The following is a 17,453-nucleotide window of genomic DNA, read 5'->3' as shown; positions in this document are numbered from 1 at the left end:
CGGACCATGAAAGAAAAGGCCGCGCTCTGCGCGGCCTTTTTTGTAGGAAGGAGGGCGGCTGCGAATCGCTGGCGCTCTCGATGTATCCCTCCCGAACCGGTTGTTTCGGTTTCGGCGCAGGATGTTGCGATCATGAACTGCATTACGGAGACGATCTGATGAGGCCCAATCGCGTTCTCGTTAAGCTCTCCGGCGAAGCCCTTGCAGGACAGGCGGGATCCGGCCTCGACGGCGCGACCCTGACGGCGCTGGCGGCGGATATCGCGAACGCGTCGCGCGAGGGCGTCGAAATCGGCATCGTCGTCGGCGGCGGCAATTTCTTTCGCGGTGTGCAGGGGCTGAACAAGGGCCTCGACCGCACCAGTGCCGATTCGATTGGCATGCTGGGCACGGTGATGAACGCGCTGGCGCTCGAGCATGCGATCGAGAGCGCCGGCGCGCCCGCTCGCGCCATGTCGGCCGTGCCGATGCCTTCGCTCTGCGAGAGCTATGCCCGCAAGCGTGCCCTCGACCATATGACCAACGGCAAGGTCGTGGTGCTCGGCGGCGGCACCGGAAACCCGTATTTCACCACCGACACCGGCGCGGCGCTCCGCGCCGCCGAGCTCGGCTGCAGCCACCTGCTCAAGGCGACGCAGGTCGATGGCGTCTATACCGCAGACCCCAAGAAGGATCCGGGCGCGACCCGCTACGACACGCTGACCCATGCCGAGGCGATTGCGCGTGACCTGAAGGTCATGGACACCGCGGCCTTCGCGCTGGCCCGTGATGCCGGATTGACCATCGTGGTGTTCTCGATCGCGGAGGCGGGCGCGCTGGCGGCCGTGCTGCGCGGCGAGGGCAGGGCGACCTATGTGACGCCGTAAGCGCCTTACGATATATGATTTTCTTGACCATGGCGGGCCCCCCCGCCATGGTCGCGCCCGGTTCGATACGACCCGGCAATGCAAAACCGATGTCGCATCGCAGCTGGCGGAAAGCCGGGTTTTCGCTGTTTGCGCGATGCACCAGTTCAAGGTCTTGAGGACGATGGCCCAGACGACGTTCGATCTAGCCGATGTGAAGCGCCGCATGCAGGGCGCGCTCCAATCCTTCAAGGGCGATCTGGCCTCCCTGCGCTCGGGCCGCGCCTCCGCCAACATGCTCGACCCGATCCAGGTCGAGGCCTATGGGGCGCGCCAGCCGCTGGCCCAGCTCGCGACAGTCAGCGTCCCCGAGGCGCGCCTGCTCAGCGTGCAGGTCTGGGACCGCAGCATGGTCAACGCGGTCGAGAAGGCGATCCGCGAATCCGATCTCGGCCTGAACCCGCAGACCGAAGGCCAGGTCCTGCGCATCCGCATTCCGGAGCTGAACGAGCAGCGCCGCAAGGAGATGGTCAAGGTCGCGCATAAATATGCCGAGGAGTCGAAGATCGCCGTGCGCCATGTCCGCCGCGATGCCATCGACACGATCAAGAAGGTCGAGAAGGACGGCGCCTTCACCAAGGACGACGTCACCCGCCAGTCGGATCTCGTCCAGAAGGCGACCGACCAGCATATCGCTGAGATCGACCAGGCGCTGGCGACCAAGGAAAAGGAAATTCTGAGCGTCTGAGGCTGTCGGCGCGGTGTTCGGCGGCAGCTTGCTGCGCGCGAGATCACCCGGCGAGATCAACCGGCACTTGGCCGAACGAGGCATATCGAGAATGTCAGCAGGCCAGCCTCCGGGGCAAGCCGCCCATCCCGTCCATGTTGCCATCATCATGGATGGCAATGGCCGCTGGGCGCAGTTACGTGGGCTGCCGCGCCAGGAGGGGCACCGGCGCGGGCTGGAGGCGTTGCGCGCCGCGGTCAAGAACGCCGGAGAGCTCGGCGTCAAGATCCTGACCCTCTACAGCTTCTCCACCGAGAACTGGCGCCGGCCGGCGACCGAGGTTTCCTTTCTGCTCGGCCTGCTCAAGCGCTTTGTCGAAAAGGACCTCGACGAACTTCATGCCGCAGGCGTGCGCGTGCGCGTCATCGGCGGCCGCGACGACCTTGCGCCGGACGTGCTGCGGCTGGTCGAGCGCGCCGAGATGGTGACGCGAGATAATACCAAGATGACGCTGGTCGTCGCTTTCAACTACGGCGCGCGCGACGAAATCGTGCGGGCAGCGCGGCAACTTGCAGCCGCAGCGGCGTCCGGGCGGGTCGAGCCCGCGGCGATCGACGAGGCCATGCTGGCCTCGCGCCTCGACACCGCCGACATGCCCGACCCCGAGCTCGTGATCCGGACCTCCGGCGAGACGAGGATCTCGAATTTCCTGCTCTGGCAGGCCGCCTATGCCGAGTTCGTCTTCACGCCGGTGCTGTGGCCCGATTTCGATCGCGCCGCCTTCGAGGCTGCGCTCGCCGAATATGCAGGCCGGGAGCGGCGCTTCGGCGGCGTGTCGGAACCTGTCGACCGCAATGTAGGCGCGGCGTGACCGAGCCTGCCCCGAGCGGGCCGACGCCCGGCCAGGGCGAGCTGCGGCTCCGGATTGTCTCGGCGCTGGTGCTCGCGGCGGTCGTGCTGGCCGTGACGGCCTGGGGCAGCTGGCCCTTCCGGCTTGTCTGGGTTCTCGTCGGCGGCCTCGTCGCTTACGAGTGGTTGTCGATGGCGAGCCGGAGCCATGCCGTCGCTGCTTCGGTGGCGGTGGTCCTGTCCGGCTTGTTGCTCGGCTTCTCTCCCGCGAGCCAGCCGGCTCTGGCGGGCGCGGCGGCCGCTGCCGCTCTGATCGGCGCCGTGCTGACGCCGCGGGTCGAGGGGCGGTTTGCGCTCGAACTCTGCGGCGTCGCCTATGCGTTGGCCTTCGCGCTGATCGCGCCGGCGTTGCGTTCGCTGCCCGAGATCGGTCTTTCGGTCATCATCTGGAGCTTCGCGGTCGTCTGGTTCACCGACATCGCGGCCTACTTCACCGGCCGCAGGCTCGGCGGAGCGAAGCTGATGCCCAGCGTCAGCCCGGGGAAGACCTGGTCCGGCGCGATTGGCGGGGCGATCGCCGGTACGGCCGGCGGCTATGCCGTCTGGGCGCTGACGCCTGCAGCCACACAGATCGCCGGGCCTGCCGTCGTCATCCTGGGTTCGCTGACCGCCTCGGTGTTCAGCCAGATGGGGGACCTCTTCGAATCGTCGTTGAAGCGTCGCTTCGGCGCCAAGGATTCAAGCCATCTCATTCCAGGCCATGGCGGCTTCCTCGATCGCCTCGACGGCTACTGGGCGGTGCTCGTCTTCGCCGGCATCGTGCTGTTCCTCACCCGCCTCTCGCTCTGAAACGCGCATGCTCCGCACCGTCACGCTTCTGGGAGCGACCGGCTCCATCGGCAAATCGACGCGCGAGATCGTTGCGGAAAACCCGGAACGGCTGCGGATCGGCGCGGTCGTGGCCGGTCGCGATGCAGTCTCGCTGGCACGGGTCGCCATCGAAGCCGGGGCGAGCTTCGCAGCCCTGGCCGATGCAGCGGCTGGGCCAGCACTGACTGAAGCACTGGCGGGCAGCGGTATCGCCTGCGGGGCAGGGCGCCAGGCCGTGCTCGACGCGGTCGCGATGGAGAGCGACATCGTCGTCAGCGCGATCTCGGGCGCAGCCGGGCTGGAGGCGACCTTCGCCGCCTTGACCCCCGGTCGCGTCGTCGCCCTCGCCAACAAAGAGAGCCTGGTTTGTGCCGGAGCGGCGGTGATGGCCCGGGCACGAGCGGTCGGGGCCACCATCCTGCCGCTCGATTCCGAGCATAATGCCCTGTTCCAGGTGCTGGGCGCCGAACCGATCTCGGCCATCCGCAGCATGACGTTGACGGCGTCGGGCGGCCCGTTCCGGACCTGGAGCGCCGCCGAGATCGCGGCGGCGCGTCCCGAGCAGGCCCTGGCTCACCCCAACTATGCGATGGGCGCCAAGATCTCGATCGACTCGGCCAGCATGATGAATAAGGGGCTTGAACTGATCGAGGCCTGCTTCCTGTTCGGGTTGGAGCCCGGCCAGCTTGACGTACTGGTCCATCCCCAACAGCTCGTCCACGGCCTCGTCACCTTCCGCGACGGCTCGGTCAGCGCCGGGATGGCTCTGCCGGACATGCGCGTCGCGGCCGCCCATTGCCTCGGCATCGACGGCAGGTTCGATGCGCCGCCCACGCGCTTCCTCGATCTGGCGCTGGCGGCGCCGTTGAGCTTCGAGCGGCCCGACCTCGCGCGCTTCCCGGCTCTCGGCCTGGCAATGGCGGCGCTGGCTGCGGGCGGTGCCATGCCCGCCATCCTCAACGCGGCCAACGAGATCGCCGTCGCCGCCTTTCTCGAGGGGCGCATCGCCTTTCCCGGAATCGCGGCGCTGGTCGAGGCGGTCTGCGCGGGCTCTGCTGCCGACCTTGCCGCGCCCGTCGACGTGGCCGCCGCGCTCGCCATTGACCATGAGGCGAGAATCCGCACCCGGGCGCTCTTGTAGGAGAGGCCCTTCGCTGTCACCTAAGGGGGACGGATCGGGAGACATTGATGGACTTCGTGGCGACACTCTGGAACGCCGGCTCGTTCGCGCTCGGCTACCTCGTGCCTTTCCTCTTCGTCCTGACGGTGGTCGTGTTCGTCCATGAGCTCGGCCATTTCCTCGTCGGCCGCTGGTGCGGCGTCGACGTGAAGGTGTTCTCGATCGGCTTCGGCCGCGAGCTCTTCGGCTTCAACGACAAGCATGGCACGCGCTGGCGCTTCGCCGCGATCCCGCTCGGCGGCTACGTCAAATTCTCCGGGGACGCCGACGCCGCGTCCGCCGGCACCGATTCCGCCGAACTGCAGGGCATGACCGCGCTGCAGCGCGAACGCTCCTTTCCGGCTCAATCTGTCGGCGAGCGCGCGGCGATCGTCGCCGCTGGTCCGATCGCCAATTTCCTGCTCGCCATCCTCATCTTTGGCGCGACCGTCTACGTCTTCGGCAAGCAGGTCCTGATCCCGCGCGTCGACCAGGTCGTAGCCGGCAGCGCGGCCGAACGCGGCGGGCTGCAGCCGGGTGATCTCGTCCTGTCGATCGACGGCAAGCCGATCGGTGCCTTCGCAGACATGCAGCGCGCCATCTCGGCCCGGCCGAACGAGACGCTCTCGATCGTCGTCGAGCGGGCGAACGGAACCGTGACCCTGCCGGTCACGCCGGCGCTCGTCGAACAGAACACGCCGCTCGGCAAGCAGCGCATCGGTGTGCTGGGTGTGCAAGCTTCGCGCCAGGCGAGCGATTGGAAGACGCAGCATTTCGGCCTGCTCGAATCCGCCAGGGTTGGCGTGAGCGAGACCTGGTACGTTGTCGAGCGCACTTATGACTATCTCGCGAAGCTGGTCAGCGGCCGGGAGTCGGTCGACCAACTCTCCGGGCCGATCCGAATCGCGCAGGTCTCCGGGATGGTCGCCTCGAATGGCGGCCTGCTCGGCCTGATCAACCTCGCTGCGGTCCTGTCGGTCTCGATCGGTCTGATGAACCTGTTCCCCGTGCCGATGCTGGATGGCGGGCATTTGCTGTTCTATGCCGTCGAGGCCCTGCGCGGCCGGCCGCTGAGCGAGCGCGCGCAGGAGATCGGCTTCCGGGTCGGCCTCGGCCTCGTCCTGATGCTGATGCTGTTCGTCACCTGGAACGACATCCTTCACGTCCGTTCGCTGCTCTGAGGGGCGCTCAGACGGGCCGTTCAGGGCCGATCGAATCCGCCGGCGCCGTCTGGCGCGGCCGGGTTCGCCCGTTAACGGATTTCGCGATTTTTTAGCCTTTCCGGTATCGCCTGGTCAGGGAGGCGCTGCTGCCAGGGTTCGGCGGAATGTGGTAAATCGCCCCGATCCGTCCCGATTTGCGGCAAAATCACGGCGCGCCGCGTGGCCGCACGGCAACGAGCCGGGCAAAAATACTTTGTTAACGACAATGCCGGTTTGCACCCTGCGGGAAACTTTGTAGAAGCGAATGCACTGCAATGTCCCCTTGCCGCACCTCGTGAGGCTGTGGCCCCCGTGTTCGGGGTGGTGACCTGAGAAATGGAATAGGCGACCCGATGACGTCGACTCAAAAGAGCCGGATTTCCAGAGCGCGGCTCTCTCGATCAGTCGGACTTTCGGCCTTCATGTTGGCCGTTAGCGGTGGCGTGGTGTTCGCGCAGGCCGTGATTGTCCAGGGCAACAGGCGCGTCGACGCGGAGACGATCCGCTCCTACGCCGCAGGTCAGGGTGGCCCGCAGGAGATTCGCCAGAATCTGCTCGCGACTGGCCTCTTCACCAATGTTCAGGTGAGCCGTCGTGGCTCGCAGACCGTCATCTCCGTCCAGGAGAACGACACGATCAATCGCGTTGCCTTCGAGGGCAATCGCCGCCTGAAGAGCGAGATTCTGCTCCAGCAGGTTCAGTCGAAGGCCGGCGGGCCGATGAGCCAGGCCTTGATCGACGCCGACGTCGCGCGTCTCAAGGAAGTCTATCGCCGCTCGGGCTACGGCCTGTCCTCGGTCAGCGGTCGCATCGCGCCGCTTCCGAACGGCCGCTCGGACGTGGTCTTCACGATCAATGAGAGCGGCAAGACCGGCATCAAGTCGATCAATTTCGAGGGCAATCAGGTCTATTCCGATGGTCGCCTGCGCGGCCTGATGAGCTCGACCGAATCGAACTTCCTCAGCTTCATCAAGACCTCGGACGTCTATGATCCGGATCGGATCGCCTCCGATCTCGAGCTGATCCGCCGCTTCTATCTCAAGAACGGCTATGCCGACTTCCAGGTCGTCAACAACACCGCCCGCTTCGACGAGACCGCCGGCGGCTGGGTGATCGATGTCACCGTCGCCGAAGGCCCGCAGTACAAGGTCGGCAATGTCGCGGTCGATTCCGCCCTGCGCGACATCGATTCCGCGGCGCTCCAGAGCTACGTCCTGACCTCGGCCGGCGACACCTACAACGCCGAGGCGGTCGAGAAGTCGCTCGTCAACCTGACGACCGAGGTTGCGCGTCGCGGCCATGCCTTTGCCCAGGTCCGCCCGCGCGGTGATCGGGATTCGGCCGGCCGCCTGATCGGTATCACCTATGTCGTCGACGAAGGGCCGCGGGTCTATGTCGAGCGCATCAACGTGCGCGGCAACACCCGTACCCGTGACTATGTCGTTCGCCGCGAGCTCGATCTCGGCGAAGGCGACGCCTACAACAAGGTCATGGTCGATCGGGCGGAGCGTCGCCTGAACAATCTCGGCTTCTTCCAGAAGGTTCGCATCACCAACGAGCCGGGCTCCGCGCCCGATCGCGTGGTCGTCAACATCGATGTCGAGGACAAGGCGACCGGCTCGTTCTCGATCGCCGGCGGTTACTCGACCTCGGACGGTGTCATCGGCGAGATCTCGCTGTCGGAGTCGAACTTCCTCGGCCGTGGCCAGTTCGTCCGCATCGCGGGCACGCTCGGCCAGCGCACCCAGGGCATCGATTTCTCGTTCACCGAGCCCTATTTCCTCGACCGCCGTATCGCGGCCGGCTTCGACCTGTTCTCGAAGTTCAACGACAATTACAACACCGGCCGTTTCGAGAGCCGCGTCACCGGCGGTACCGTCCGCCTGACCTTCCCGATCACGGAAGAGCTGTCGATCACGCCGCGCTACTCGCTGTACAACACGGACATCGAGATCCGGAACGACGCCGAGCGGCCGTACAATGACTGCTCGGTGCCGCTGATCGGCGTCACGCCCGGAACCGCGGGCGCGATCGCCGCGACCGACACCTTCAACTGCTTGACCAACGGCGAGGCGTCGATTGCGGTCAAGGAAGCGCAGGGTTCGACCCTGACGTCGCTGGCCGGTCTGAGCTTCAACTACAACTCGCTCGACAACGTCCAGAACCCACGGAACGGCTTCGTCGCCGAGCTCAAGCCGGAATTCGCGGGTCTCGGCGGCGACTCGAAGTTCCTGCGCGTCGCGGCCGATGCGCGCTACTACAAGGAGATCTTCGACGACGTCGTCGGCTTCGCGCGGATCCAGGGCGGCCACGTCCAGGCGACAAGCGGCAATCTGCGCATGATCGACCACTACTTCCTGGGACCGAGCCTGGTGCGTGGTTTCGCGCCGTCGGGCATCGGCCCGCGTGACGTGACCAACGACCCGACGACGAACGCGCTCGGCGGCACCACCTATTTCGGCGGTTCGCTCGAGGTGCAGTTCCCGATCTGGGGTCTGCCGCGCGATCTCGGCCTGCGTGGTGCGGTCTTCGCCGACGCCGGCACGCTGTTCAACTATGATGGCGGCTCGAGCATGATCACGAATCCCAGCTTTGGGGGGTGCCCGGCCGGTACGGCAGCGCGTCAGTTCAATGTTGTGGCGACGTCGCCATACCAGAGCAACGTCGCCTGCGTGCGCGACAAGAACGTCATCCGCTCGTCGGTCGGCGTGAGCTTGCTCTGGCAGTCGCCGCTTGGCCCGATCCGCTTCGACTATGCCTACGCGCTGTCGAAGGATGACGGCCAGATCGGCACCTTCAACGGCGTGACCGCGAAGTACGGCGGCGACCGCACCCAGGCCTTCCGCTTCTCCGGCGGCACCCGCTTCTGACGAGACGGGGCGCGACCTGCGCCCCGCTCCGGATCACCCAGATGTCAGAACCGCAATTCTTTCCCATCGCGACCTCGCTCGACTTCGGCGAGGTCGCAATCATTTCGGGCGCGACGCTGCCTGAAGGCGTCGATGCGACGCGCCCGATCACCGGCGCGGCCGCTCTCGAGAATGCCGGCCCGACCGACATCGCCTACATGGACAACCCGAAATATACCGACGCACTCGCTGCGACGGGGGCGGGGTTGTGCCTGGTCTCGCCCCGCTTCGCGGAGCGCGTGCCGTCCGGGACAGTCGCGCTGGTTTCGCCGGCGCCTTACCATGCCTTCGCCAAGGTACTGGCCCGCTTTTTCCCTTCTGCCCTGAAGCCGGGCTCGGTCTTTGGTTCCCAAGGCGTGGCGCCCGGGGCCTTCGTTCATGCGACGGCCGTACTGGAGGCGGGCGTCACGGTCGATCCGGGCGCGGTCATCGGGCCGGGAGCCGAGGTCGGCTCGGGAACTGTGGTCGGCTCGCACGCCGTCGTCGGTCCGCAGGTCCGCGTCGGCCGCAACTGCTCGATCGGGGCCGGCTGCACCCTGCAGGCTGCGCTGATCGGCAACCGCGTCATCATCCATCCCGGGGTTCGCATCGGGCAGGATGGCTTCGGCTTCGCGATGAGCCCGCGCGGCCATATGAAGGTGCCGCAGATCGGCCGCGTCATCATCCAGGATGACGTCGAGATCGGCGCCAACACCTGCATCGATCGGGGCGCTAGCCGCGACACCGTGATCGGCGAAGGCACCAAGATCGATAACCTCGTCCAGATCGGCCACAATGTCGTCATCGGGCGGCATTGCGTCATCGTCTCGCAGGTCGGTATCGCCGGCTCGTCGACGCTGGAGGATTTCGTCGTGCTGGGCGGGCAGGTCGGGCTGGCCGGCCACCTCACGGTCGGCATGGGCGCGCAGGTCGCGGCGCAGAGCGGCGTCGCCGGGGATATTCCGCGTGGCGCGCGCTATGGCGGCTATCCGGCCCAGCCCGCTTTGAACTGGGCGCGCGAGAGCGCGCTCCTGAAGTCGCTGGTCGCCAATCGCGGCAAGGGCCGCGGCGAGGGCTGAGGCGGCCGGGCGGACGTTCGCAGCGACCGGCCGCAGGTGTTGGCCTGCCGCGGTCACGCGGCTAGAATCGGATTGATGATGCGGCCGCACGGACGGCCCGCACGGGAGAGACGAAACGATGACCGAGGCGACGACGACGCTGGGTGTGGCCGACATCCAGAAGATCATGGCCTGCATTCCGCACCGCTATCCCTTCCTCCTCGTCGATCGCGTCATCGAGATGAATGGTGACGAATCCGGTATCGGCATCAAGAACGTCACCGTCAACGAGCCGCAGTTCACCGGACATTTTCCGGAGCGGCCGGTCTTCCCGGGCGTCCTGATGATCGAGGCGATGGCGCAGACCGCAGGCGTGCTCGTCGTCAGCTCGCGCGGCAGCGAGGATGCAGCTGTCCGCAGCGTGCTGTTCACCACGATTGACAAGGCAAAGTTCCGCAAGCCGGTCGGCCCTGGCGATACGCTGCGTTTCCATCTGACCAAGCTGGCGCGCAAGCGCAACATCTGGTTCTACCGGGGCGAGGCTCGCGTCGATGGCGCGCTCGTCGCCGAGGCCGAGTTGTCCGCGATGGTCATGTGATCGCGATGATCACCCGCGAGAGCGGGGCGGTCCTTTCCATCAGTGCCAGGTCGTTTCCCGTGAGTGGCGAGCCATGAGTTCCAGCATCCACCCCATGTCGGTCGTCGATCCCGCCGCGCGTCTGGGCGAGGGCGTCAAGATCGGCCCGTTCTGCACTGTCGGCCCCGACGTCGTGCTTGGCGACGGCGTCGAGCTCGTCAGCCATGTCGCCGTCGCCGGCCGCACGACGGTCGGCGCCAGGACGAGCATCTATCCCTTCGCCTCGATCGGCCATCCGCCGCAGGATGTGAAGTACAAGGGCGAGCCCTCGACCCTGACGATCGGTGTCGATTGCAAGATCCGTGAAGGCGTGACGATGAACCCCGGCACCGAGGGCGGGGGGATGGCGACCACCGTCGGTGATCGCTGCTTCTTCCTGGCGAACTCGCATGTCGGGCATGACAGCCATATCGGCAACAACGTCATCTTCTCCAACAACGTCATGTGCGCCGGCCATGTCACGGTCGGCAACTTCGTCATCGTCGGCGGCGGCACGGGCCTGCAGCAGTTCATCCGCGTCGGCGATCATGCCTTCATCGGCGGTGGCGCCGGTGTCCTCAACGACGTCATTCCCTTCGGCCTCGTCAGGGACAACCCCGCCCATCTGGCCGGGCTCAACCTCGTCGGCCTGCGTCGGCGGGAATTCTCCCGCGAGCAGATCCACGAACTTCGCCGCGCCTATCGCCTGCTCTTCGCCGATGAGGGCACCTTGTCGGAGCGCGTCGAGGATGTCGCCAGCGAATTCTCGTCGCATCCGCTGATCCATGAGATCCTTGACTTTATCCGGGACGGCGGCGAGCGCGCGATCTGCATCCCGCGTGACGTCAACGCGCCGGATCGGTGAGCGTTGATCCGGCAGCAACGGCCTTGAGCGACAGGCCGCTCGCGATCATCGCGGGCGCCGGCGACTTTCCGCCCCGCCTTGCCGGCCTCGCGGCGGGCGGCGGCCGGCCCGTCTTCATCGCCGCGCTCGAGGGGGCGGCTGTGCCCGCCGCCTTTGGCGCCGCCGATCTCCAGAGCTATCGCCTCGGGCAGCTCGGTCGGCTGCTGGAGGAACTGCGCCGGCGCGGCATCACCGACCTCGCTCTCATCGGCAGCCTGCCGCGGCCGAGTTTCGCGGCGCTCCGCCCCGAAGCTTCGACGCTCAAATACCTGCCCCACTTTGCCCGCGCCTTCCGCGGCGGGGACGACCATCTTCTGCGCGGCGTCGTCACCTTCTTCGAGGGGCAGGGTTTCACGGTGCACGGCCCTGCCGACATTGCTCCGGCGATGACGGCGCCGCTCGGGCCGCTCGGCCGCAGGGCTGCCTCTCCGGCGCAGAAGGAGCTGATCGCTGAAGGCTTCCGGCTCCTGGGCGCGCTGTCTCCTTTCGATGTCGGGCAAGCCGCGATCCTGGCCGACCATCGGGTCATCGCGATCGAAGCCGCGGAGGGCACGGATGCCATGATCCGGCGCGTTGCCGACCTCGTCGCGGCCGGGCGGCTTCGGATCGCCAAGGGCGATGGCGTTCTCGTGAAGGCGCCGAAGGACGGTCAGGATCTGCGGGTCGACATGCCCGCGATCGGCGCCGAGACTCTGCGGAACGTGACTGCCGCGGGCCTCTCCGGCATCGGCCTGAGGGCCGGTCGTGTCCTGGTCGGGGATGCGACTGGTCTCGGCAAACTCGCCGACCAGTCCAGCCTGTTCGTCGAGGGCGTCGCCCCGTGAGCCGCCCCTTCCGCCTGGCATTGATCGCGGGCGAGGCTTCGGGCGATGCGCTGGCGCTGCGCTTCCTCGATAGCCTGAGGCAACGCCTCGGCGAGCGCGAGCTCGTCATCACCGGCGTCGGCGGCGAGGGGCTGGTCGCGGCCGGGCTCGTGCCGCTGTTTCCGCAGGCCGATATCGCCGTGATGGGGTTTGGCCCCGTGGTCGCGCGACTGCCCCTGCTGCTGCGCCGCATGAACGACGCCGCCCGTGGGGTGACGACGTTTGCGCCGGACCTGCTGCTGACGATCGATGCGCCGGATTTCAGCCTGCGCGTTGCGAAGAAGGTCCGCGCCCGGGCGCCGTCGATCCCGATCGCCCACTGGGTCTGCCCGAGCGTCTGGGCCTGGCGTTCCGGGCGAGCCCGGCGGATGACGCCACATATCGACCGCATCCTTGCCCTGTTGCCCTTCGAGCCGGCGGCGCTGGAGCGGCTGCATGGGCCGAAGACGGTCTATGTCGGCCATCCGCTGATCGAGCGGCTGTCCGAGCTCAGGCCCGACCGAGCGGAGGCTGCGATCCGGGCTGATAGTGCGGCGCCGGTGGTCCTGATCCTGCCCGGGAGCCGCCGCTCCGAAATCCGCCACCTGATGCCGGCTTTCGGCGAGGCGGTCGCACGGATCGCGGCAGCGGAGCCGGGGGCACGCTTCGTGCTGCCCGCGGTGCCGCATCTGCGTGAGGCGATTGCGCAGGCAGCATCGAGCTGGCCCATCATGCCCGAGATCGTCGTCGGTGAAGCGGAGAAGCTCGCCGCTTTCCGCAAGGCGCGCGCGGCACTGGCGGCATCGGGCACGGTTACGCTCGAACTGGCGCTGGCGCAGGTGCCGACGGTCGCTGCTTATCGCGGTGCAGGCTGGGAGGCTGCCATTGCGCGGCGTCTGATCAAGTTGCCGAGCGTGATCCTGCCCAACCTCATCCTGGGCCACAGCGTCGTGCCGGAATTCATCCAGGATGATGCGACGCCGGAGGCGTTGAGCCGGCACGTCGTGTCGGCATTGGCCGAAGGTCCCGACCGCGAGCGCCAACTCGCTGGCTTCGCCGAGGTTGAGGCGATCATGAAGTCGGCCGGGGCGAGCCCGGCAGCCAACGCGGTCGAGGCCGCGCTGGCGCTGGTCGGGCCCCCGCCGCCCTGATCGAAGGGCTAGCGGGGACGAGTCCTACTCCACCACGGCGCCCGAGGCCTTGGCGATTGGCGCCCATTTGGCCAGCTCGACCTTGACGTGCTCGCCGAGCGCTTCCGGGGTCGAACCGACGATTTCGGCGCTGACGTCGTTCAGGCGCTTCTTCACGGTTTCATCCTTGAGCGAGTCGTTCGCCGCCTTGTTCAGCTTGGCGACGACGTCGGCCGGCATCTTGGCGGGGCCGAACAGCGCGTTCCAGGTGTAGGTCTCGTAGCCCTCGAGTCCGCCCTCGGCGATCGTCGGCAGTTCCGGGAACGAGGAGACCCGCTCCTTGGTGGTCACGCCGATCGCGCGGAGCTGGCCGCCGCGGATGAACTGGGCGGAGGAGGGCAGGTTGTCGAACATGATCGGCACCGCGCCGGAGACGACGTCGTTCAGGGCCGGGCCCGCGCCGCGATAGGGCACATGGTTCATCTCGACCTTGCCGAGCGACTTGAACAGCTCGCCCGAGAGGTGGAGCGGCGTCCCGACGCCCGAGGAGGCGTAGGAGTACTTGCCGGGATTGGCCTTGAGCACTTCGATCACTTCTTTGACGTTCTTGGCCGGGAAGCTCGGATGCACGACCATGACGTTCGGCACGAGCGCCAGAAGCGAGATCGGCGTGAAGTCCTTGACTGCGTCGAAGGTGACGGTCTTCAGGATCGCCGGGTTGAGCGCATGGGTCGAGATCGTGCCCATCAGGATGGTGTAGCCGTCGGGCGTCGCGCGGGCGACGGCGGTCGAGCCGACATTGCCGCCGGCGCCGCCGCGGTTCTCGATGACGACGGACTGACCGAGAAGTTCGCTCATCTTCTGGCCGACGAGGCGCGCGACGATGTCGGTCGAGCCACCGGCGGCGAAGGGCACGATCAGGGTGATCGGGCGGGTCGGGAAGGTGGCCTGCGCCTGGGCCTGGCCGCCGGCCAGGGTCAGCGCGGAAGCGCCGGCGAGAAAGCCGCGGCGGTTGAGATCATGGAACTGCGACAAGCGTTTATCCTCCAGATTGTTCTTCTGAGTTTAGCGCGATACGAGGCCGCGTCATTGCCGGGCATTATATCAATCATGTGAAACAATGAGGGGCGCGACGGCAAGCCGTCGCGCCCCTTGTTGGTAAACCCGTCCGCTTCTCGCCTCAGCGGCGGCCGATCGGGGTGTAGTCGCGCTGCGGCGCGCCGGTGTAGAGTTGGCGCGGGCGGCCGATGCGCTGGGACGGATCCTCGATCATCTCCTTCCACTGCGCGATCCAGCCGACGGTGCGGGCGAGGGCGAACAGCGCGGTGAACATCGAGGTCGGGAAGCCCATCGCCTTCAGGGTGATGCCCGAGTAGAAGTCGATGTTCGGATAGAGCTTCTTCTCGATGAAGTAGCTGTCCGACAGCGCGATGCGCTCGAGTTCGATCGCGACGTCGAGCAGCGGATCGTCCTTGATTCCGAGCTCGTTCAGCACCTCATGCGTGGTCTTCTGCATGATCTTGGCGCGCGGATCGTAGTTCTTGTAGACGCGGTGGCCGAAGCCCATCAGGCGGAAGGGATCGTTCTTGTCCTTCGCCTTGGCGATGTATTTCGGGATGTTGTCGACCGTGCCGATCTCCTCGAGCATCTTCAGTGCGGCTTCGTTGGCGCCGCCATGGGCGGGCCCCCACAGGCAGGCCGTGCCGGCCGCGATGCAGGCGAAGGGATTGGCGCCCGACGAGCCGGCGAGGCGGACCGTCGAGGTCGATGCGTTCTGCTCATGGTCGGCGTGCAGGATGAAGATCCGGTCGAGCGCGCGCGAGAGCACCGGGTTGACCTTGTACTCCTCGGCCGGCACCGCGAAGCACATGCGCAGGAAGTTCGAGGTGTAGTCGAGCGAGTTCAGCGGATAAACGAAGGGCTGGCCGATCGTGTACTTGTAGGCCATCGCCGCGAGCGTCGGCATCTTCGCGATCATCCGCATCGAGGCGACCATGCGCTGATGCGGATCGGAGATGTCGGTCGAGTCGTGGTAGAAGGCCGACATCGCGCCGATCGAGCCGACCATCACCGCCATCGGGTGCGCGTCGCGGCGGAAGCCCTGGAAGAAGCGGGCCATCTGCTCGTGCACCATGGTGTGGCGCGTCACGCGATAGTCGAAGTCGGCCTTCTGCGCGGCGGTCGGCAGTTCGCCTTCGAGCAGCAGGTAGCAGGTCTCGAGGAAGTCGCCATGCTCGGCGAGCTGCTCGATCGGGTAGCCGCGATGCAGGAGGACACCGTTGTCACCGTCGATATAGGTGATCTGCGACTCGCAGCTCGCCGTCGAGGTGAAGCCGGGATCATAGGTGAACATGCCCGTCTGGGCGTAGAGCTTGCCGATGTCGATGACGGACGGGCCGATCGAACCCGTCTTGATCGCCATGTCGACGGTCTTGCCGTCGACCTGAAGCTGGCTGGTGGTTCCGCTCATCGATACCGATCCTTTCAAGGCTCGCTGCTTTCAGTCGTCTTCCCGCTCGGTCCGTCCCCGGTTATCCAAGAGGCCTCTCCGTCATCAGGCCGTCCCGACGTGACAGCGTCGTGTCGGGGCAACGGCGGGGAGGTTTTAAGGGCGGTTCATCCAACTGATATTCAAGCAATATTTGTGCCCGATCCGGCTGGCGCCGGAGCAGGCCACACGCCGCGTCACTAGACCATTTGCGGGAGCGGTTCAACCGAGCCTAAAGACGGTCGACCGCGTCTCCCGATCATGCCTGGTCGGAGAGCCGCGCCAGCGTCTCGTCGCGGCCCAGAACCGCCATGACATCGAACAATCCGGGCGACATGGCGCGGCCGGTCAGGGCGGCGCGCAGCGGCTGCGCAGCCTGGCCGAGCTTGAGCCCGTTGCTCTCTGCATAGCCGCGCACGGCGGCCTCCAGTGCCGCGACGGACCAGTCGTTCACGGCCGACAGCGTCTCGGAGAGGCCCTTCAGGCGCGGCTTGGCGGCCTCGTCGAGCAGGGCCGCAGCCTTGGCGTCGAGCTGCAGCGGGCGCACCGCATAGAGGTAGTAGGCGCTGTCGAGCAGCTCGACCAGCGTCTTGGCCCGCTCCTTGAGGCCTGGCATCGCGGCGAGGAACTTGGCTTCCAGCTCCGGCGAAAGCGTCGCCGGGACGCCGCGCGACGGGCCGATCTCGGGCAGGATCACCTTCAGCGCCTCCAGCAGATCGCGATCCACCGATTGCCGCATGTAGAGCCCGTTCAGGCTCTCCAGCTTGGCATAGTCGAAGCGCGCCGCCGAGCGGCCGATGGAGGACAGGTTGAACAGCTCGATCATCTCCTGCGTCGAGAAGATCTCCTGGTCGCCATGGCTCCAACCGAGCCGGAGCAGGTAGTTGCGCAGGGCGACCGGCAGATAGCCCATCGAGCGATAGGCATCCACGCCGAGAGCGCCATGGCGCTTCGACAGCTTGGCGCCATCCGGACCATGGATCAGCGGGATATGCGACATGCTCGGCACTTTCCAGCCGAGCGCCTGGTAGATCTGGGTCTGGCGCGCGGCATTGGTCAGGTGGTCGTCGCCGCGGATGACATGGGTCACGCCCATGTCGTGATCGTCGACCACGACGGCCAGCATGTAGGTCGGGTTTCCGTCCGAGCGCAGCAGGACAAGATCGTCGAGGTTCTCGTTCTGCCAGACGACGCGGCCCTGGACTTCATCCTCGACGACGGTCTCACCCGTCTGGGGCGCGCGCAGCCGGATCACCGGCTTGATGCCTTCCGGAGCGGTCGCGGGGTCGCGGTCGCGCCAGCGCCCATCATAGCGCATCGGCTTGCCGGCCGCCTTGGCCTGCTCGCGCATCTCATCCAGCTCAGCCGGGGTCGCATAGCAGTAATAGGCCGTGCCGGCTGCGAGCATCTGGCGGGCGACCTCGCGGTGACGTTCCGCCCGGGCGAACTGGTAAACGGTGTCGCCGTCCCAATCGAGGCCGAGCCATTTCAGGCCGTCGAGGATCGCGGTGATCGCCGCATCGGTCGAGCGTTCCCGGTCGGTGTCCTCGATGCGCAGCAGCATCTTGCCGCCGCGCCCCCGCGCATAGAGCCAGTTGAACAGGGCGGTGCGCCCGCCGCCGATATGCAGGAAGCCTGTGGGCGAGGGCGCAAAGCGCGTGACGACGGCATCGCTCATGAAAGGCAAAGCTCCGGCTGGCGAAGAGGAAGGCCGAGATTGAGGCGGGAGGACTGAACGGCGAACCGGAATCCGGCGCGCGCCGGGCGTGACATGACATCCGGCGCGGCCCCTGTAACATGCTCTTGCCGCCGGCGTTAAGCGCAAGATCGCAGCCGGCGCGGGGCGGGCTGGGGAATGCTGGATGCAGCGGGGGC

The 17,453-nt window shown here is 66.8% G+C and carries 15 protein-coding genes; 12 read left to right on the top strand and 3 right to left on the bottom strand.

The genetic code is table 11. The features are described from left to right. Window positions 1–158: 158 nt before the first annotated feature. From pyrH to lpxB, 12 genes are all read left to right on the top strand, one after another. Window positions 159–866, top strand: coding sequence for a UMP kinase (gene pyrH / locus VGN82_RS15140; protein ID WP_327527842.1), 708 nt, complete (start codon window positions 159–161; stop codon window positions 864–866). Between the two features lie 163 nt (window positions 867–1,029). Next, window positions 1,030–1,593, top strand: coding sequence for a ribosome recycling factor (frr, locus tag VGN82_RS15135; protein WP_327527841.1), 564 nt, complete (start codon window positions 1,030–1,032; stop codon window positions 1,591–1,593). Between the two features lie 91 nt (window positions 1,594–1,684). After that, window positions 1,685–2,443, top strand: coding sequence for an isoprenyl transferase (locus VGN82_RS15130; protein WP_327527840.1), 759 nt, complete (start codon window positions 1,685–1,687; stop codon window positions 2,441–2,443). Further along, window positions 2,440–3,270, top strand: a complete 831-nt coding sequence (locus VGN82_RS15125) for a phosphatidate cytidylyltransferase (protein ID WP_327527839.1) — start codon at window positions 2,440–2,442, stop codon at window positions 3,268–3,270. Before VGN82_RS15130 ends, VGN82_RS15125 begins: the two co-directional genes overlap by 4 nt. 7 nt (window positions 3,271–3,277) lie before the next feature. After that, window positions 3,278–4,432, top strand: coding sequence for a 1-deoxy-D-xylulose-5-phosphate reductoisomerase (gene dxr / locus VGN82_RS15120; protein ID WP_327527838.1), 1,155 nt, complete (start codon window positions 3,278–3,280; stop codon window positions 4,430–4,432). Between the two features lie 47 nt (window positions 4,433–4,479). Then, window positions 4,480–5,631 carry an RIP metalloprotease RseP gene (gene rseP, locus VGN82_RS15115; protein WP_327527837.1) on the top strand — a complete coding sequence of 384 codons (1,152 nt, stop codon included), beginning with the start codon at window positions 4,480–4,482 and terminating at the stop codon, window positions 5,629–5,631. 374 nt (window positions 5,632–6,005) lie between these two features. Next, on the top strand, window positions 6,006–8,522 hold the full coding sequence (gene bamA / locus VGN82_RS15110) for an outer membrane protein assembly factor BamA (protein WP_414644296.1): 2,517 nt from the start codon (window positions 6,006–6,008) through the stop codon (window positions 8,520–8,522). Window positions 8,523–8,563: 41 nt separating this feature from the next. Next, a complete protein-coding gene (lpxD, locus tag VGN82_RS15105; RefSeq protein ID WP_327527835.1) occupies window positions 8,564–9,619 on the top strand; it encodes a UDP-3-O-(3-hydroxymyristoyl)glucosamine N-acyltransferase in 1,056 nt (351 codons plus the stop codon). A 118-nt stretch (window positions 9,620–9,737) separates the two neighbouring features. Beyond that, on the top strand, window positions 9,738–10,196 hold the full coding sequence (fabZ, locus tag VGN82_RS15100; protein ID WP_327527834.1) for a 3-hydroxyacyl-ACP dehydratase FabZ: 459 nt from the start codon (window positions 9,738–9,740) through the stop codon (window positions 10,194–10,196). A 73-nt stretch (window positions 10,197–10,269) separates the two neighbouring features. After that, a complete protein-coding gene (gene lpxA, locus VGN82_RS15095) occupies window positions 10,270–11,079 on the top strand; it encodes an acyl-ACP--UDP-N-acetylglucosamine O-acyltransferase (RefSeq protein WP_327527833.1) in 810 nt (269 codons plus the stop codon). Between the two features lie 23 nt (window positions 11,080–11,102). Beyond that, entirely contained in the window at window positions 11,103–11,942 is an 840-nt protein-coding gene (locus VGN82_RS15090) for an LpxI family protein (RefSeq protein ID WP_327527832.1), read from the top strand. Further along, complete coding sequence (gene lpxB, locus VGN82_RS15085) at window positions 11,939–13,111, top strand: lipid-A-disaccharide synthase (RefSeq protein WP_327527831.1); 1,173 nt, start codon at window positions 11,939–11,941, stop codon at window positions 13,109–13,111. The genes VGN82_RS15090 and lpxB overlap by 4 nt, the downstream gene beginning before the upstream one ends. A 24-nt stretch (window positions 13,112–13,135) precedes the next feature. On the opposite strand, the gene VGN82_RS15080 is transcribed toward lpxB, so the two are convergent. The 3 genes from VGN82_RS15080 to gltX all read right to left on the bottom strand — a co-directional run bounded on the left by VGN82_RS15080 (window position 13,136) and on the right by gltX (window position 17,256). Then, entirely contained in the window at window positions 13,136–14,125 is a 990-nt protein-coding gene (locus tag VGN82_RS15080) for a Bug family tripartite tricarboxylate transporter substrate binding protein (protein ID WP_414644295.1), read from the bottom strand. A 145-nt stretch (window positions 14,126–14,270) separates the two neighbouring features. After that, entirely contained in the window at window positions 14,271–15,560 is a 1,290-nt protein-coding gene (gltA, locus tag VGN82_RS15075; RefSeq protein WP_327527830.1) for a citrate synthase, read from the bottom strand. Window positions 15,561–15,837: 277 nt separating this feature from the next. Next, the gene (gene gltX, locus VGN82_RS15070; RefSeq protein ID WP_327527829.1) at window positions 15,838–17,256 is read right to left on the bottom strand and encodes a glutamate--tRNA ligase; all 1,419 of its coding nucleotides are present in this window, start codon (window positions 17,254–17,256) and stop codon (window positions 15,838–15,840) included. Window positions 17,257–17,453: the final 197 nt, after the last annotated feature.

Source organism: Allobosea sp., assembly GCF_035999205.1.
GTDB lineage: Bacteria > Pseudomonadota > Alphaproteobacteria > Rhizobiales > Beijerinckiaceae > Allobosea.
The sequence above is the reverse complement of the archived record's forward strand: the minus strand, read 5'-3'. Positions and strand labels throughout refer to the sequence as shown.

What these genes read in the sequence shown, in the direction of transcription:
- pyrH (WP_327527842.1), top strand. Translation starts at nt 159, where the DNA reads ATGAGGCCCAATCGCGTTCTCGTTAAGCTCTCCGGCGAAGCCCTTGCA.
- frr (WP_327527841.1), top strand. Translation starts at nt 1,030, where the DNA reads ATGGCCCAGACGACGTTCGATCTAGCCGATGTGAAGCGCCGCATGCAG.
- VGN82_RS15130 (WP_327527840.1), top strand. Translation starts at nt 1,685, where the DNA reads ATGTCAGCAGGCCAGCCTCCGGGGCAAGCCGCCCATCCCGTCCATGTT.
- dxr (WP_327527838.1), top strand. Translation starts at nt 3,278, where the DNA reads ATGCTCCGCACCGTCACGCTTCTGGGAGCGACCGGCTCCATCGGCAAA.
- rseP (WP_327527837.1), top strand. Translation starts at nt 4,480, where the DNA reads ATGGACTTCGTGGCGACACTCTGGAACGCCGGCTCGTTCGCGCTCGGC.
- bamA (WP_414644296.1), top strand. Translation starts at nt 6,006, where the DNA reads ATGACGTCGACTCAAAAGAGCCGGATTTCCAGAGCGCGGCTCTCTCGA.
- lpxD (WP_327527835.1), top strand. Translation starts at nt 8,564, where the DNA reads ATGTCAGAACCGCAATTCTTTCCCATCGCGACCTCGCTCGACTTCGGC.
- fabZ (WP_327527834.1), top strand. Translation starts at nt 9,738, where the DNA reads ATGACCGAGGCGACGACGACGCTGGGTGTGGCCGACATCCAGAAGATC.
- lpxA (WP_327527833.1), top strand. Translation starts at nt 10,270, where the DNA reads ATGAGTTCCAGCATCCACCCCATGTCGGTCGTCGATCCCGCCGCGCGT.
- gltA (WP_327527830.1), bottom strand. Translation starts at nt 15,560, where the DNA reads ATGAGCGGAACCACCAGCCAGCTTCAGGTCGACGGCAAGACCGTCGAC.
- gltX (WP_327527829.1), bottom strand. Translation starts at nt 17,256, where the DNA reads ATGAGCGATGCCGTCGTCACGCGCTTTGCGCCCTCGCCCACAGGCTTC.